This window comes from Bradyrhizobium sp. 134 (genome assembly GCF_023074155.1).
Classification (GTDB): domain Bacteria; phylum Pseudomonadota; class Alphaproteobacteria; order Rhizobiales; family Xanthobacteraceae; genus Bradyrhizobium.
Window position 1 is genome coordinate 20,351 of the sequence record NZ_JADPKX010000001.1, and the last position, 16,860, is coordinate 37,210.

At 57.5% G+C, this 16,860-nt stretch carries 12 protein-coding genes; 1 reads left to right on the forward strand and 11 read right to left on the reverse strand.

The features are described from left to right. Window positions 1-229 precede the first annotated feature (229 nt). Window positions 230-406, forward strand: coding sequence for a hypothetical protein (locus tag IVA75_RS00090; protein WP_247282861.1), 177 nt, complete (start codon window positions 230-232; stop codon window positions 404-406). A gap of 403 nt (window positions 407-809) precedes the next feature. Here IVA75_RS00090 and IVA75_RS00095 read toward each other — a convergent pair whose 3' ends face one another. The 11 genes from IVA75_RS00095 to IVA75_RS00145 form a co-directional block, all read right to left on the reverse strand. After that, entirely contained in the window at window positions 810-1,424 is a 615-nt protein-coding gene (locus IVA75_RS00095) for a transglutaminase-like cysteine peptidase (protein ID WP_247282860.1), read from the reverse strand. A 1,034-nt stretch (window positions 1,425-2,458) separates the two neighbouring features. Beyond that, complete coding sequence (locus tag IVA75_RS40275; protein ID WP_247282859.1) at window positions 2,459-3,055, reverse strand: 2OG-Fe(II) oxygenase family protein; 597 nt, start codon at window positions 3,053-3,055, stop codon at window positions 2,459-2,461. Between the two features lie 99 nt (window positions 3,056-3,154). Continuing rightward, window positions 3,155-4,468, reverse strand: a complete 1,314-nt coding sequence (locus tag IVA75_RS00105) for an HlyD family type I secretion periplasmic adaptor subunit (protein WP_247282858.1) — start codon at window positions 4,466-4,468, stop codon at window positions 3,155-3,157. Further along, entirely contained in the window at window positions 4,465-6,399 is a 1,935-nt protein-coding gene (locus IVA75_RS00110; RefSeq protein ID WP_247282857.1) for a type I secretion system permease/ATPase, read from the reverse strand. The genes IVA75_RS00105 and IVA75_RS00110 overlap by 4 nt, the downstream gene beginning before the upstream one ends. Before the next feature lie 93 nt (window positions 6,400-6,492). Continuing rightward, window positions 6,493-8,937 (reverse strand): Ig-like domain-containing protein, encoded by a 2,445-nt coding sequence (locus IVA75_RS00115; RefSeq protein ID WP_247282856.1) that lies wholly within the window; start codon window positions 8,935-8,937, stop codon window positions 6,493-6,495. Window positions 8,938-9,561: 624 nt separating this feature from the next. Continuing rightward, a complete protein-coding gene (locus tag IVA75_RS00120; RefSeq protein WP_247282855.1) occupies window positions 9,562-10,596 on the reverse strand; it encodes a glycosyltransferase family 2 protein in 1,035 nt (344 codons plus the stop codon). Between the two features lie 107 nt (window positions 10,597-10,703). Next, window positions 10,704-11,429, reverse strand: a complete 726-nt coding sequence (locus IVA75_RS00125; protein ID WP_247282854.1) for a polysaccharide deacetylase family protein — start codon at window positions 11,427-11,429, stop codon at window positions 10,704-10,706. Beyond that, the gene (locus IVA75_RS00130; RefSeq protein WP_247282853.1) at window positions 11,426-12,589 is read right to left on the reverse strand and encodes a glycosyltransferase family 4 protein; all 1,164 of its coding nucleotides are present in this window, start codon (window positions 12,587-12,589) and stop codon (window positions 11,426-11,428) included. The genes IVA75_RS00125 and IVA75_RS00130 overlap by 4 nt, the downstream gene beginning before the upstream one ends. Before the next feature lie 410 nt (window positions 12,590-12,999). After that, window positions 13,000-13,842 carry a glycosyltransferase gene (locus tag IVA75_RS00135; protein WP_247282852.1) on the reverse strand — a complete coding sequence of 281 codons (843 nt, stop codon included), beginning with the start codon at window positions 13,840-13,842 and terminating at the stop codon, window positions 13,000-13,002. An 83-nt stretch (window positions 13,843-13,925) separates the two neighbouring features. Further along, window positions 13,926-15,407: an O-antigen ligase family protein gene (locus tag IVA75_RS00140; RefSeq protein WP_247282851.1), complete on the reverse strand. Its 1,482-nt coding sequence runs from the start codon at window positions 15,405-15,407 to the stop codon at window positions 13,926-13,928. Between the two features lie 28 nt (window positions 15,408-15,435). Beyond that, on the reverse strand, window positions 15,436-16,443 hold the full coding sequence (locus tag IVA75_RS00145; RefSeq protein WP_247282850.1) for a glycosyltransferase family A protein: 1,008 nt from the start codon (window positions 16,441-16,443) through the stop codon (window positions 15,436-15,438). Window positions 16,444-16,860: the final 417 nt, after the last annotated feature.

Here is a 16,860-nt window from a genome sequence, read left to right on the forward strand (position 1 = left end):
AATTTGGTCCAGCAGGCGACCGTGACTAGATATCGCACGATGAATAAGCGGCAAACTAGCGGTTAAGAAAGAACCAATATCCTATTTCCGGAGTTGACTCATGCGCGATCCGAGCAAGCACGGTTATTGTTTGCGCCGAGGATGAGTTTAGAATCTGAGCCGGGACGACATGAAGGATCTCCGGCCACGATTGGAGAGGCTCCGAGCTGACGCCAGAGACTTTGCCCTTATGAGTCAGCGGGCGAAGGACGCAGAAAAGCACGAGCGCTTCAAGCGCTTGGCGGATGAACTCGCCATAGAAGCTCTCGAGCTTGAGCTGATCCTGAAACAAACAGAGCATTTGGATTCAAGCGCCCAGCACCAGGTCGTCGAGTTTAAACCGTCCTCTGAGAGGAAGCGCGGCTGACGGGGAGAAGACGCTAAGCGCCAGCTTATCTTCCTCATCCGCCCAGCGCATAACGAGTACATCATCCGAGAACGGCCGCCGCAGCACCTTGGCATCACCCCAGGACACGCGCACCCACACATCGCGCTCCTCATCCGTCGTCCGGATTGGCGGCATCGCCTTCGGATGGATCGCTCGACCACCGCGTTGAGTATCGGAGTCCCCGGCAGTCTGCGGGACGAGTGTCGACGCGGTGCCACTTCATCTATCTGCTCCGCGAGAGCTTGAAGATGCGCTCGCCCGATCAAGCGAGCCAACGCGGCTCTCCTTTCATGAAGACCGGAAGACCGGCCAGCGCTGGCAGCCAGGTCGCGGCTACAGCTGATCTCTGGAACAGCGCTCAGGCCTCCACAAAATCAGCCAGTCATGCACTTGGCCGACTAATCGTCGCCCACAGGCGATGATCGTTGGGTCTCTGCACGCGAACCCAGTGATAGGGCGTCCTGGACCACGGTTTGATCTGCGGCGTGAGATTGTCGAGGACGAGATCGCCGCTCCTGGTCCGCACGAGAAGCACCAAATGATGCTCTCCGGAACTAACGACGACCTCGCTCAATAGCAGGGCCCGCGCGGGCCAGCCCCGTTGCAGCAGTTCATGACGCTTGCTCACTACGTAGTCGTTGCAATCACCGCTATCGGGGTTAACGATCCACTCCTCACCTGCAAGGCCAAGTTCATTAGGCTGCGGAGCAATGGCGCGGTTCACGGCCCGATTGACTGCTTTCAGCTCCGCCCACCGTTCCTTCGTCAACCGGATCGGCCCGCCGCGGAAGGAGCGCCGCGGGCGACATTCGGCCTCATAGCGCAGGCAAAACACCGTGTAAGTGAGGGGCGGAAGCGTCGGGCGTCCCAACTCGATGTGCGCAAGAGCCGCTTGCGGCGCCGTCGGCACGGTCAACAATGCCGCACGCGCCCACTGAACGCCTCCGATCATGACAGCTATGGCTGCCGCGATGACTGGGCCCGAGGTTCGCTGCATCTGCCGATCCCTCTGCGGACGCCAAACTGAGGTCGGATCCACAGCCGGCGCGGCCACCCCCCAACCGCGCAAAAATGATTATTCCGCGTTATCATATTTAATATAATTCCATTTAATTAAAACCGCAATAATAAATTAACGGATTAAATTGGCACTGAGATCGTTTGCAAAGGGCTGCAGTGACGCCAGCGGTGCGCCTGCAAGGACGAATGCAAAGGATGAATGGGATGAGAAGCCTTGCGGCTCCGGTTGTTCTCGGTGGAAGGGCGCCGCAAGCGCGGCGCGGCGCAGACGTGCTTCGCCGATCCAGAGCCAGGGCAAGAACTCAACTGCCCATATAATTATAACTGTTGATTTAATTATTCACCGAGGCCAAACCGTCAAACAGTGCTTCCTCGGGCAGGACAGACTTCATATGCCAGGTGAGCTACTCGTCATCCTGGGAGCTGAAGCTACGATACTTGTCTTCGTAGCGGCGATGACCCTGCACGCCAGGCGAATGGACGTACTGAACCGACGATCGTCCGAAAGATCCGCAGTCTCGCCCAGGCTTCTGCCACGGTCGATCCGTCGAAAGCAGCGCGATTTACTGCGGTTGATCAGGAGGTGGGTCGATCTCACCACGTTCGCCCCACTAAATCTCTTGCGGCGACCCGACATCTTCAGAACGCTGGTGTCGACTCTGCAAAGCAGACGGCAGACTCCGATCCGGCTTGTGACGCGCACTCGTCGGCCGGGCCCGCCCGCTGCCGATGCGTCCGGCCGCCCAGCCGTGCCTTCAGAGGCTGGCCGCAACGCCGGCGCCCACGGATAGGGCGCCGGCCTCGAATGCGCGCAGTCGAACGCTGCTATCTTCCGCGAGGACTCAGCGTTCCTTGAACACCCGCCCCGCCTGATCATGCGGCGGCTTGAGAAGGTAGGACAGCGCAGGGCGACGTTGCGTCTTGATGAAAACCTCGACCGGCATTCCAGACAAAAGCTTGGCCGACCCGACTTTCACCAGCTCACGTTCGCAAGCTCTGCGTCGCCCCTGTTCAGTTGAATTTCTTTTTCGTCTTGAACATCAATGTTATGCGCAGCAATGGGCAAACTCTTGAGATTCCTCTTGCGGCGTGCGGAACATTCCCCTGGAAAAGCACTAACCGATTTGGGCGTGGCAGAATTGCTGCGATGATGTCTGCCGGCGGCTGTTGCGTTAGGAAGATGGTCTCACCCGACCAATTAGGGTCCCAAGTTGGATTAGAATAAAAGACTGCCGTGTAATCACTGGGATCGGCTGAATCCAAATGAGCCGAACCTTCGCATCCGTATGGATAACCGTTTGCATAGCACCTCATCAGTGTGTGATCTTTGAAGATCGTTCCCTCCAAGAGGCTCCACATTTTCCAGATGACCGGAGCTTCGTTCAACAAGGCACCTGAACAATCTGACGTGTCAGCTTCGTCGTATCCCCCGGCAAAATGCTTGTACCAATAGCGATAACTGCCGGGTGCCTTGTATGACACTGCTCCGAATTTCCATGATGTATTTTGCAGATAGTCTTGAACGTCGGCCAACAATTGTTGTTCTAGGACATCATCATAAAGACGAATGACCGGGCTTTGTGAGTGTATGATGGGCTGCGATGTCACTTGTCGAATAGCTCCTTGATCGCGAGCTCGGTGCTCGTTGATACAAAGCCCCGAGTACTGGTGCACTCGGGGCTGTGTCATTTCGTGTCCGCCAAAGACTCAGCGCTCCTTGAATGCGCGCCCCGCCTGATCGTGCAGCGGCTTGAGCAGGTAAGACAACGCGGTCCGACCTGCCGTCTTGATGAAGACCTCGACCGGCATGCCGGGCAACAGCCTGGCCGACCCGAGTTTCGCCAGCTCTTCCGGCTTCAGCAGGACACGGCCCGTGTAGTAACTGGTGCCGGCACGCTGATCCTGTGTAATGTCTGCCGAGACCATGCTGACCTCTCCGTCGATTTCAGGCGTGGTCTTCTGGTTGAACGCCGCGAAGCGCATTGTCGCGGTCTGCCCCATATAGACCTGGTCGATATCGCGCGGTGCGATCTTGACCTCAACCGCAAGCGAGTCCGCATCGGGCACGATCAACATGATCTGCTCGCCGGGAGAGATCACGCCTCCAACGGTGTGCACGCTCAGCTCGTGGACGCGGCCGGTTTGCGGTGCCCTGATATCGACCCGGTTCAATTGATCGACCGCCGCGGTCTTGCGCTCGCTCAGCTCGGAGAGCTTCGATCGCGTTTCGATCAGATCCTTGCCAACTTCCGTCCGCAGGTCCTGGTCAATCTGAATGGTCTGGAGTCCGATTTCGGCGATCTTGCCTTTCGATTGAGCAATCATTCCTGCCAGCTGGCTGCGCTCGCCTTCGAGGCGGGCGGAATCACGCTCGAGAGAATTGAGCCGCGTGATCGGCACCAGATTTTTTTGCCAGAGACTGCGCACGCCCTCCAGCTCCTGCCGGATAAATTCGACTTCCTTCTGCTTGGCCTCGGTCTGCCCCGTAAGGCCTTTGATCTCGTTTTCCAGCTGCGCGCTTTTCTCCTGTAACTGCGCTTTTTGGCCGCCCCGTGCCTGACGACGCAGCTCGAACAGCTTTCGCTCCGCAGTGATCGCACGGCTCGCCTCGGAGTTACTCTCCTTGGCCCGGTCGAGCAGCACCTTGGGAAAGACAGCCTGCTCGGCGCCATCGCGCTCGGCCTCCAGGCGAGCCTGTCGCGCGAACAGCTCATCGAGGCTGTTGGTGACGATGGTCGCATTCGCGAGCGTCTGAGTCTCGTCGAGGCGGATCAAAATATCCCCTGCATTGACCCTCGCGCCCTCGCGCACGCGCAACTCTCCCACGATCCCGCCAGTGGAGTGCTGAACTTTCTTGACGCTCGAATCCACCACGACCACGCCTTGGGCGATCACCGCGCCCGACAGTTGGGTCGTTGTCGCCCAGCCGCCGACCCCAAAGGTCACCAAAGCGAACAGGACCATACCTACGATTATGTAACGCTGGATGGATTCCAGCGCCGGTGTCACCTGGCCGTTCATCGGCTGCCTCCTTGAGCTTCCGCGACGACCTTGAGCGGTATTGGATTTCGCAACACTCTCTTGAGAACCTCCTCCCTCTTGCCGAAGGACTGAATCCTGCCTTCCCCGAGGCACAAGACATGGTCCACACCTTCCAGCGCCTTCGGACGATGCGCGACAACGGCAACAATCCCTCCCCGGCGGCGCACGTTCAGGATCGCCTCGGTCAATGCCTCCTCGCCCTCGGCATCGAGATTGGAAGAGGGCTCATCAAGTACCACCAGGAAGGGCTTGCCGTAAAAGGCGCGCGCGAGCCCGATACGCTGCCGCTGTCCCGCCGACAGCGCCAGCCCTCCCTCGCCAATCTTCGTGCTGTAGCCGTCCGGAAGGGAGAGGATGAGGTCATGCGCGCCCGCGGCATGCGAGGCTTCCAGAACGGCGGCGGCGGTTGCCTGCGGGTCGAACCGTGCGATGTTCGTTGCGATGCTGCCGTCGAATAATTCGACGTCCTGGGGCAGATAGCCGATATGCTTGCCGAGGGCGTCCGAAGACCAGTGATCGAGCGCGGCGTTGTCGAGCCGGATCCTGCCTCGAATGCACGGCCACACCCCGACCAGTGCACGTGCCAATGTCGACTTGCCGGATCCGCTCGGACCAATGATTCCAACCGCCTGCCCGCTCCGAAGCTGGAACGACACTTCGCTGAGAGTGGGCCTCTCCGAGTTCGGGGCGCCAATATAGAGGTGCTCGGCGGTGAGGGTTTCAACGGGTGCAGGCAATGCCAACCGCTCCTCCTCGTTGGGCAGAAGCTTCAGCAAGCGATCGAGCCGTTGCCCGGATTGCCGCGCGGCGACGAATCCCTTCCAGTTCGCAATGGCCATTTCGACGGGCGCCAGGGCTCGCGCAGTGAGTATCGATCCTGCAATGATGATGCCGGCCGTCGATTCCTGGTTGATGACGAGGACGGCGCCAACGGCGAGAACCAGCGATTGCAAGATCGCCCGGAAGATCTTGGAGGCGCCACCGAGTCCGTTTGCGACATCGCTGGCCCGCTCATGGGCCGCGAGGTACTTCGCGTTGACATCCCGCCAACGGAAAGCCGCTTGTTGCCGCATGCCCATGGCCTGCAGAACCTCGGCATTTCGCCGCCCCTCGAGCGCAAGGGCAGTTCGCGAAACGGCCAGGCGCGAGGACGCCTTTGCCGGCCCTCGGGTGCGTGATTCCGTGAGCATCGTAATCCCGACCAGCACCAACGCCCCGGCCAGCGCAGTGACGCCAATCCAGAAGTGAAAGAGGAAGCAGACGCCGAGATAGATCGGCATCCAGGGCAGATCAAAGAGCGCCGTCGGCCCTCCGCTCGAAAGGAAGCTGCGGACCTGATCAAGGTCCCGCACCGGCTGCAAGCCATCGCCATCGGCCCTGGTCTTGAGAGGAAGGCGAACAAGCGCGTCGAATATCCGAACGCCGAGCCTTTCATCGAAATACCGGCCGACCCGGGCACTGATCCTGTTCCTGACGAGGTCCAGCCCACCCTGAAACAGGTAAAGCACCGTCGCCAGAACCATCAAGGCTATCAGCGTCGGTATGCTGCGCCCGGGGAGCACCCGATCGTAGACTTGCAGCATGAAAAACGAGCCGGTGAGCATGAGGAGATTGCTCATCCCGCTGAAGGCCGCGAGAGCCCAGAAAATCCGGCGGCAGGACCGCAGGAAAGCCGACATCTCTGACTGCGAGTCGTCATAGTCCTCCGCCGGCCCGGCTCGACCAGCGAATATCCGTTGCCGCAGGGCTTCGACCGAGCGCTTTGCCCAGCCGATCAGTTGCGGCGTCCGCAGTTCGGCGTCTTCCGCCCACTGCCGTCCGACCGCCCAGAGCTCTGATAGGTAAAGAAGTGGAATTCGATAGAGATTCGCGGGCGGGGGGAATGCCCCCCGCCGTCCAAAGTCAATCATGGTAGCCGCCCTTGAACCATGCCCTTGTCTGAAGATCCCCCAAGAGATCCCCAAGGCAGTTGTTGAGTACTACTCGGTGTGGATGCCCGTCCCTTACGCGAAGTGGAAGTCCTGGCTAGTCAACGAACCGACCTTCATGTTCTTCAGCGTGAGCGTGTCGCCCCCCGTCGCCGCGATGACGACGTCCTGGCCCGATTGGGTCGCATGGGAAAGAACACTCGCAAAGCTGTCGAACACGCTCTTGCTGAACTCGATCGTGTCGTGAGCAGGTCCGCTGGCAGCGAAGTCCTTGATGACATCGTTGCCGAAATTCGCGGCAAACGAGAAAGTGTCGGCCTTGCTGGTGCCAACCAAGACGTCATTGCCTGAAGTGCTCGTCTGTACGTTGCTGCTTGTCGAGTTCGAAGTCGCAGCGAGCTGAGTGGTGCTCGTGGACGACGTAGCTACGCTGGAAGCACCGATCTGACCGTCACCGTTGAGATCCTGATGGAAGCTCGTCTCAAGCGATTTAAGGCCAGCGTCCGTACCCGTCACGAAGCCGCCCGACGTGGAGCCGGTCAGTGTGCTGACATGGGATACGTAGTTGCCGTTGTTGTCGGTGTTCCAGGCCGTGTAATAACCGCCGCCCTCCTTCCAGACAACCTGATAGCCCGTCGCCGTCTTCTCCGCACCAATCGGTGCCCAGGTGCCATCTAACCCGTCCACAAAATCCACGCCGTGATTCTTCAGCGAGGGCCCCGATCCGTTGCTGCCGTTGAGGTAATATTTGCCGTTGCTCTCAACGAGGCTTGTCGCACCATCCGACTCGATTTGCTTACCAGTAGTTGGCGACGTCGGTGTGGTTGGCGACGTCGGTGTGGTTGGGGACGTCGGTGTGGAAGCACTGGAAGTACCGATCTGCCCGTCGCCGTTGAGATCCTGATGGAAGCTCGTCTCGAGCGATTTGAGGCCAGAGTCCGTACCCGACACGAAGCCGCCCGACGTGGAGCCGGTCAGGGTGCTGACATGGGATACGTAGTTGCCGTTGTTGTCGGTGTTCCAGGCCGTGAACAGACCGGCGCCCTCCTTCCAGACAACCTGATAGCCCGTCGCCGTCTTCTCCGCGGCAATCGGTGCCCAAGTGCCATCTGACCCGTCTACAAAATCCACACCCTTGTTCTTCAGCGTGGGGCCCGATCCGCTGCTGCCGTTGAGGTAATATTTGCCATTGCTGCTCTCAACGAGAGTTGTCGCGCCATTCGACTCGATTTGCTTACCAGCAGTTGGCGATGTCGGTGCGGTTGGGGACGTCGGTGCGGATGGGGACGTCGAGGTGCCGGTGCTGGCCGTGACCACGGTGGACGCCGCGCTGGTGTTGCCTGCCGCATCCGTTGCCTTCGCGGTGAGGCTGTGCGAACCGGCCGCAAGGCCGCTGGTGGTATAGTTCCACACGCCACTGCTGTTGGCGGTTGCGGTCCCGATCTGGGTCGTGCCGTCGAACACCTTTACGACGCTGCTCGCTTCGGCACTGCCCGACATCACCACCTGATTGGCGCTGTTCACCGTATTGCTAGCAATGGTCGGCGCAGTCGGCGCTTTGGTATCGACGGAGACTGCCAACGCAGACGACGCCGCGCTGACCTGCCCCGACGCGCTGGTCGCCGTTGCGGTGAGCGTATGCTTTGCGTCAGTCAGGACCTTTGTGATGTAGTCCCAACTGCCACTTGAGTTCGCAGTCGTTGAACCGATTTGGGTCGCACCGTCGTAGATCTTGACCGTGCTGCCGGCAGCAGCGGCACCCTTGAGCTCGATGGTATTGTCGTTGGTGATCTTGTCGCCAGCCGTGCCGCTGTCGGTCGAGAACGAAGCGATAGTGGGTGCATCCGGTACGGTGGGCGTGGTGGGCGCGGAGGGCGCAGTCCCCCCTTCAACCGGCCATGGGGGTGGAATAAGATCACCCGGAACGAGTTGACCATTCACGATTGTTGCGGAGCGTACGTTTTCCCACTGAGTGATGTGTATGGGCGAATTGGTTTCCTGAAAGACAAACGGCGCCGCCCCAAATGGTCCTACAAAATACACGTCTTTCATTGAGACGTAGATGTCATCCGCATCCGAGGCAATACGCAGGCCATACGGACCACCTTCGAACATCACATTATCGAAATTGAACGTTCCGCTATAACTATCTGCAATGAACATCCCAGCGGTCGCAGAAGTCTCGTGGGACACAATTGCCGAGTTTGTGATTGTCACATTGCCAGTGCTGCCGGGAGCATAGGCCTGAATACCATCGGCGTGGTCGGCCCCCTGTCCCGTCGTTTCAATGTACGAATTGTTGATGGTTATATCTCCGCTCCCCCCAATGCGCACGCCTTCCCTTGCGTCAATGCGGATGTGGTCGAGGTTGAACGAGCCAAAGCCTCCAACGACCGCATCGCCGCTAAAATCGGTAATACTTGCGTTCGATAGCGTCCCGCCATCAGCAATGGCACCCCCACTCGAATCCGTAACGCCGCTAAACATCGGGTCTTCCCAGCTCAAAGGAATGGTCGCCATCTAGTTTTTCTCCTGGTATCTTCGATTAGATTTGTTCTGGCACGCGCCCATTTCGATTTCCCCGAGCGACGACACCCCAAGTGCGACCCTGCTGGCGCAGCGCCGCTGGGCTCGTCTTCTCGATGGGCGGAGGCTTTTTTGCGACGACACGACGGCTCACCCAAGGTAATTTCCCAACTACCCTTGCCAGAGCCGCTCGTAGCAATTTAAATGCGGCGATAATTCTTTAATCCGATCAAGCACTCACGCACCGTGTCGAAAAAAACGCGCGGAGAACGAACGAGGCTATACACAAGTATGCTTGGATCGAAGGGTGCGCCACCACCAGATGACAGACAGCCAGGAGTGTCGGTCGACGCTTCTACAGCGGAAAACATATTAAATATTCAATGTCGGTTATCTTCCGCCGGGGTACATCCGCTGAGGACTCGTCCCCCAGGAAAAGCATGTGTCGCGACGATCACTGCACATGCGGCAATCAAGAGCATAACCGTCGTTGATTTTCAGTTCGATTGCCGCTGGACGATACTAGATCGACAATGGCCCTGCCGGCGGAGCTCTCCGCCAGCTGAGCGAGTTCGAATCTCTGGCCGGTGCTGAGATGCTGATCGGGATTGTCGCAGATCAATCGAGCTGTTGCGGTCCCGGCGCGGCATCCGGCCGCCCTGTCTTGCCTTTGGCGCCATCGAGCAAACCCACGAAAGCTACTCTTCCGGCCGACAAGGAGCCTTTGACCATGTATCGCACTACGAACAACAGTCCGACTCCGAAATGGCAGATCCAGCGCCATCCCGCAAAGCGCCGCGCATAGACGATGCCATTGCGAGCAGACAAATAGATCGAGAGATCCGAGCGCTTCCCGGGAGCAACGGCCGAGCCGATGGTCGTCCCTCCAATGTGGCGAATGATGGCTTTGCTCGCGAAGCCGATGCGGTGCTTTCCCCGCCGCCGTCCCCAATCCAAATCTTCCATATAGAGGAAGTAGTCCTCGGCCATGAGACCGACGTCTTCTACGAATGCTCGCGTTGCAAGAACGCACGCTCCGCTTACCGCATCGATCCGGCCGAGGTCTTCGTGAGAGGGTGCACTGCCAATTGGCGCATTCCTTCCTATGGCAATAACACGGCCTGTCGTTCGAGACCAACACAGTCCGTAGTTAATGATCTTGTCGGGGGTGTTGTGGAAGACCAGGCTTCCGCCCACCATGCCGAACCCCTCAGTAGACTTGGCAATCAATTCAGACAGACCACGGCTATCCACTTCGGTATCGGGATTCAGGACAAGCACTGAACCCCAGCCGGGCACGCCAAGCAACGGCTCAAGCCACGCGTTGACGCCGCCTCCGTAACCGAGGTTATCGATTGCGAGCCCAACTCGGACAGTATTCGTGCGATCCTGAAATCGGCATCTGACCACTTCGGCCAGTCTATTCTGTGGCTGGTCAAGAGTAGCGGACGCATCCGAAATTCGTTGCAACGTTCGATCCGGTCCCACGAGCCCAACCAACAGGTTTTGGTAGGCTGCTTCCCCGCCGTTTTCGCAAATGAAGACCTCGAACTGATCCCAATCCGAACGAGCGAGCGACTTCAAGCAGCGATCGACGTCGCCGACATTGCGGTAGGACACGATGATGACAGCAAGGTTGCTAGCGGCCGACATAACCCAGACACCCTCTCATTTGCCTTCGACGATGAAGAGCGACCATCGCCGAGGTAAACGCTTGCGCAGCTTCGAATGCGACTTCGGACAGACCCGACCCGGAGAAGTTATCGATATCGCCAGCGCATCAGGAGACGATAGAGCCCAAGCTTCGTACTGAACCGCCAGCCAAACCCGCGCATCGCATCCGGATCAAGCAAGTGGTGGCGCATGTACTCCGCATCCATGTTGTTCGTCAGACAAAGGCGGGAATAGAGAAAAGATTCGAATCCGCGATGATACCCAAGCTGGATTGTAAAGAGGTGCGTATAGCCAGCTCTCAGCGCCGCCTCCCAGACTCGTCGGGAAAACCGCCCGTATGGGAAAGCGAAAAGGGTTACTGGTCGTCCGAGGCGATCCTCGAGTATCGACCTAGACAGTCTAAGCTCGCGCTCGAGTTTTACGTCCGAGACAGTCGTCAAATCGACGTGGGCCATGCCATGTGAACCGATCGCAACGCCGGCCCTGCCAAGCTCCTCAATCATCTCCCAGCTCATACGTCCCGGCGAGCCTACAAAGTCGACCGGGATAAAGGACATGAAACCTGGAATACGACCGGTCGTCATGTAACGGGCATATATATGCGTGTAGTCCGAGAGAAATCCATCGTCGAAGGTTAATAGGACCGCACCGGTACGGCTGGGTTTCGGATCGGAGCAATGCTTCAGAAAACTCTGAGGCGAGACCAGCCCTTCCTCGCAAAGCGCAAGATGCGCTTCGAATATTTCATGCGTCAGGCACCACGCATTCGAAGGCGAGGCTTCCACCAGCTCATGATAATTCAGGACAATCATAGAGTTTGAATCAGATCTGAGACGCGGCGGGCCCAAGCCTGCCAGTTCAATCGAGCCTCGAAGGCGTCCCGGCTCGATTGTCTCAGGCGTGCCAGTCGGTCCTTGTTAGCAAAGGTCTGGGAGATCACCGTCGCATAGTCCGCCTTCGTCGCATTGGGCGGTAACAAGATTCCCGTCTCCTCGTCGCGGATAGCGCCGGAGACGCCACCAGTGGCCGGCGCAATGCTCGGTACGCCATGGGCGGCCGCTTCGCAAAACACGATGCCGTAACAATCTGCCCGGGTCGGCAACAGAAAGAAATCCGCATCGCGATAGAGTTGATCCAGGCGGTTGCGCTGTTTACGATCATTCTTGTCCAGGTACGGGATGATCGTCAGGCCATCCCGCGTAACTGGCTTGGGCGGAGTGCATCCGCAGATCACGAGCTCCGCCTCTACGCCCATGTCCTTTAGTTCAGCGAGAGTCCCGACTGCGATGTCCGCGCCCTTCTCCTCCCAGTTGGCACCGATGAACAGGAGCCGGCACGGACCTGGCTTGCGGCACCCAAGCACAGAGTCACGATTGGGTGTTTCTTCGAGGTTCGCACCCCAGGGAATGACATGCACCCGCCCACGATCGGCACCGTAATCTCTAACGGCAGATTCCGCGGCCCATTCCGACGGGTAGAGGACAAGATTGGCGCGTGCGATGGTGTTGCGTTCCAGGCGTTCAGCAATCTCCCGAGCATTGCGTGACAAGTTCCGATAGTTGGGATGGTAATTGTTGACAAGCCGAAAGGTCGCATCGGACGCATAGACGAGGGGAACGCCCGCAGGCACTGCCCAGGCGAAGTTGGAGCCGGCGGGCGCGAAGACGATGTCGGGTGAGACCGCGCAGATTTTGCGTGCTGCGTCCGCTGCATACTGTGCAACGACAGGCCCCGCATGAAATGGGGAGAGGCCCTGCCTGCGAAAGGCACGGCAAAGTCTGGAATACACCTTGTAAAGAGGTAAGATCGGTGCGCTCAGGGGACCGATATGGACCACCTCATGACCTTCGTTTGCGAGCGATTTCGCCATGTGAAATGGCGTGCCTGACCAGAACCTGACCTCGCTTGCGTCGCCGATCGTGGCGAAAACAATCCGCCGCGCTGCTTGGCCGTCGGAGAGGCGCTGATTCATTTCATTTTATTCCCTCGGACGGCGCAACCGGGTCGCAAAAACCTACGATAAGATCAGCCACCTCGCCAACGTGACCGCTCTGCCCTGCTCCGACAAACACAGCCGGCTCCTCCGAATTCAACATCGTATCGCAGCCCCCGCCATAGCGCTGGGCCTCCATATATTAATTAGCAGATCTTGTAATTATTATCCAATTCATTTAATTTAACTATGGCTGCGGTCGGCACGACGATCCGCTACGTAAGGCATCGTCGTAAGATCGTGATTTGGGCGTTTCGCGCGCGCAGACATGCCGTGCTGTCGCGGGTGCAAGGCTTGCACTCATTGACCCAATGAACTTTCATCCAGCAGCTGTTAGGGCCTAGGGTTTGAGCCCCCAGGGCTCAGTGGAGCAACGGGCGGGTCAAGCACTACGCCGGGGGCTTTAAACGAAACTGTCGATAGACATTGCGCACCTGAGAATAGATATGATGCGCGGGAATGGAAAGCCATCCATCCATCGAGACTATGGGGTCTGATAGTAACCCGTAATGCTTACCGAAAAGACTGGAGGCGTCGCTGCATATGTTGTATTGCAATGATAGCTCCGTCTCGTTTGCGACCATGCGGTAACTGTTACTACTCATCAGCGGCTCGATGGCCAGCATATACGCTATGGGGCCCGTTGTTCTCCAGACGCCCTTGTTTCCGATGCCATGTACCCACGATCGGTAATTTTGGATGTTTGTCAAAACCCGCTCGATCACTGCCTTTAGAAACGGATGACCGGGAGCGGCTATGATATGCCACTGTTGAAATTCGCGCTTCCGGTCCGCCCCAAACTCTTTGTGCACCCCCCAGCCCGCGTGCGGCTCGCCAGGGCTATTCCGCCAACGTGACAGAATAAACCTGTCATCTGGTCGAATGGCTCCGTCGAGAGGCTCGACCGTTGTGCTTTTGATATCAAGATAGACCCCACCGCGCTTGTACATGAGGAGATAGCGGAAGAGATCAGCTCGCGCCGCTCCGTACTGCGGATTGATCTTATGGAACAGGTTGGCAATTTCTGGGCCGTAATGCTCGACGATGAAGGTAGCAATCGCTCGATCGTCGTATAGTCTGTGTTCCCAGCCGGGATTCATTGTTTTGATGGCTTGTATATTCCTTGCCAAGACGATCGGTAACAGATTTCTCGAGAAGTATATTTGATGAATAACGCGGGGAATCTGAGGCCCCAGATCAAACGTCGGAACTTGAATATTTTGGATGGTCATGATCGACATCCGAGGTTCAAACTGACGCAGCGCGAGATATCCAGACCATCGCCATGGTTGCCAGCGCCTAGATCCCAGAGCGATCACCCGAGAACATGGGATCTCCTCTGCGTGGCATGCGCGTCACCGCCCTGCAGTAAAACGCCTCCGGTAATCGAATCATGTCCAGTTTCCGCCACTCGTGCGGCTCTATCGCGCAGCACCGCCGTTTCCGCGAGGTTCGCTCGCATTCCGGCAAAGACAGCGATAAGGATGAAACAGATGCCCCAAAAGTGTACCATGAACCCCAGAAAAACGATGGCTACTATCACAATTCCGAGCGCCACTGACAACCGTCCTTCCTCGGGAGTAAGGTGAGGCGATCTATCGATCGAACCAAGCCCGCATGCGCCCACAATTGTCAAAAGGATTAATGCGCTCCCAGGAATTCCGTAATTCATTGCGACGGCGAGCCAAAACGCATCCACACTCCCGCTCACGAGCGCGCCGTGAGACTGCCAATTCCAGTCGCCGTTCAAACCAATTCCGAAGATCGGCGAACCGAGTACTACAGGCCCCCCGGTCTCCCAGATCGCTTGACGGTACCAGGCCGCCTCCGGACTTACGCCGCCAAGGCGTACAAGCGTTACGACCGGATTGCCAGAGAAAGTGAAAACAGTAACGAGCACACAAGTCACAGCCAGTCCGACCAACTTCCATCTGGTTCTAAAGCGAGGGGTTGCAGCATAAAAAATCGCCAGAGCAAATCCGATCACATAGGCAAGTAATGGACTCCGCGCCTGCGAAGCCAAGACACCTACCAGCGCGATCCCTGCAACACCCCAGCCGAACACCTGGGGCCTAAACGTAGTGAGCGCCAAGCTTCCGAACCAAACACAAACGGCACCGAATAATATCGAATGCTCCATTGGACCCATGGCACGAATGACCCCGTCCCTAAACAAGGTCTCGGACTTCAACGCGAATGCACCTTCATAACTGGGCTTCACATAGCCCGTAATTCCTTTGATGAAGTCATAGGTGAACAGTCTATCAGTCAGAGAGTCGAGAAGTGCGACACCGACAATCAGAATAATCAGCTTGGAAGAGAAGCGTGCGATTCGCACGGAACTATCGACCGGACCGAGAAGATACCGGAAGCTCAAATATGCGCCGGTGAATGAAATTGCCTCGATCCCCGCTCCCTTAAGACCCGTGGAACCATCCGTTACGGTGGCAGCCAACATCATCCAGACGCCCGCAACCGGCGCGAAAATATCCGATGGAACGCAGACTGAAGCTCGCGGGTTGCGCTGGGAGAGCCACGATATCGCTGCGATGGAGAAAACAAAAATCAGAACCCGAGCGACGGTGAGGCGAAAGTCACCGACGAAGAAAGATAGACCCTCGGGCAAAAAAATTGTGACTAATAAGAGTTTGAGATATAGTTCGGCACGTGAAGGCGAACCGCCTGCAGCACGCCAAACTGCACTCTGCTGGCGATCCTGCAGATAGGTACGTTGAAAATCCGAATCCAATTCGAAGCTTTTGCGGCTCAAAGCGAATACCTCGAATGCCGAAGACATTGCGCCAACAAGAAGCGGCGGAGGCGCTTCATTTCGTCGTCTCCAAAGGAATCCCCAAGAAGTCACGACGTAGGCGGCTCGTCACGCCGGGTGGAATCAGCGCATAAACAAGCGCCTTGTAATAGTGTGGATCCGCGGGATGCAAACAAGCACATTGCCAACCCGTCCTTAGCGCTGAGAAACGACGATTTGACCGACGTGAATCGAGCACGCTCTTGATGAAATGGGCGGCGATATTGTTATCCAGCAAGCTATTATGGGACCTGTGGCCTCCATCATCCCGTTCTGGCTCGAACCGTAAACCTCGTCGCTCGCACGCGCGCCTGAAGACCTCAGCCTCGAATCGCTTGCGCCACGCTGGCGCACGCCGGGTGAGCGAATTGGGAAGAATGCGGTACGCGTAAAGACACTCGCCCAATACAATCATCGGATGCTCTTCGCCAATTCTCAATATGTAATCGTAGGTCTCGGCGACCTGCAATGAAGGCTCGAACCGCATATGGCCGACCAATGACATTCGAAACACTCCTGTGGGATCAAGGGCAGGCATTCGAAAGGCTCTAATCTCAGACTGGCAGTCTTCCTCTCCTTTCGGTGCAAACACAGGGGCCATGAATCCCCCCCCAATGATCAGCTCGTTACCGCAGAATACGGCAGCCAAATGCGGCCTGGTGAGCAGCGCACGAACCTGTCTTTCAATTCTCGTTGGATAGCTGATGTCATCCGCGTCTTGAATTGCGTAGTACTCGCCGCGGATCTGATCGAGCGCTCGATTGATCGCCACAGGCTTGCCTGCGTTAGCTTGATGGATCACGCGAATACGCCCGTCTGCCAGCAAATCTTGAACCGAGTTGAAGCAACCGTCCGTGCTGCCGTCGTCGATAATGAGGATATCCAAATTTCTATACGTCTGATCAATTATGCTGAACAACGAAGGCCGCAAAAATTCCCCTGCGTTGTAAACGCACATCACGACCGTGACGAGGGGACCATCAGCCACCCCTTCAGCATTGGGCCGATGTGCTTGGGACGTCATGAAAAACTCCTGGTCAGTCGAGGCCAGAGCCTTGGCTTCGACACGCAAGCATGTCTAGCGAGAGGTCCGGCTATTGACCGCGAGACAAATGATTGACATTGCAGCAGGCCACAAAGCAGATTTGAAAGGCGGCGACCTCCCCTGCCTCAAGACAAATTGCGCGATCCCAACGGCGCGCGCGATTGGCCCTTGGCCTGATCGGGCGGCACCGAGCTCTAGTTCCAAGACTGATAACCTCGCATGCACGCCCCGACCATTATTTAAAACAACGCCAATATTCTGATTGACCGCAATTAAATCACATTACTTGACCAAAGAAAATAGGCTTAAGCCGCACGTTCTAATTAATCCCAGAGCGCGATTGCGTCGCATGGCGAGACGCCGACCCGATAACCTCGCCGCCCGCCCCTCCTCTCA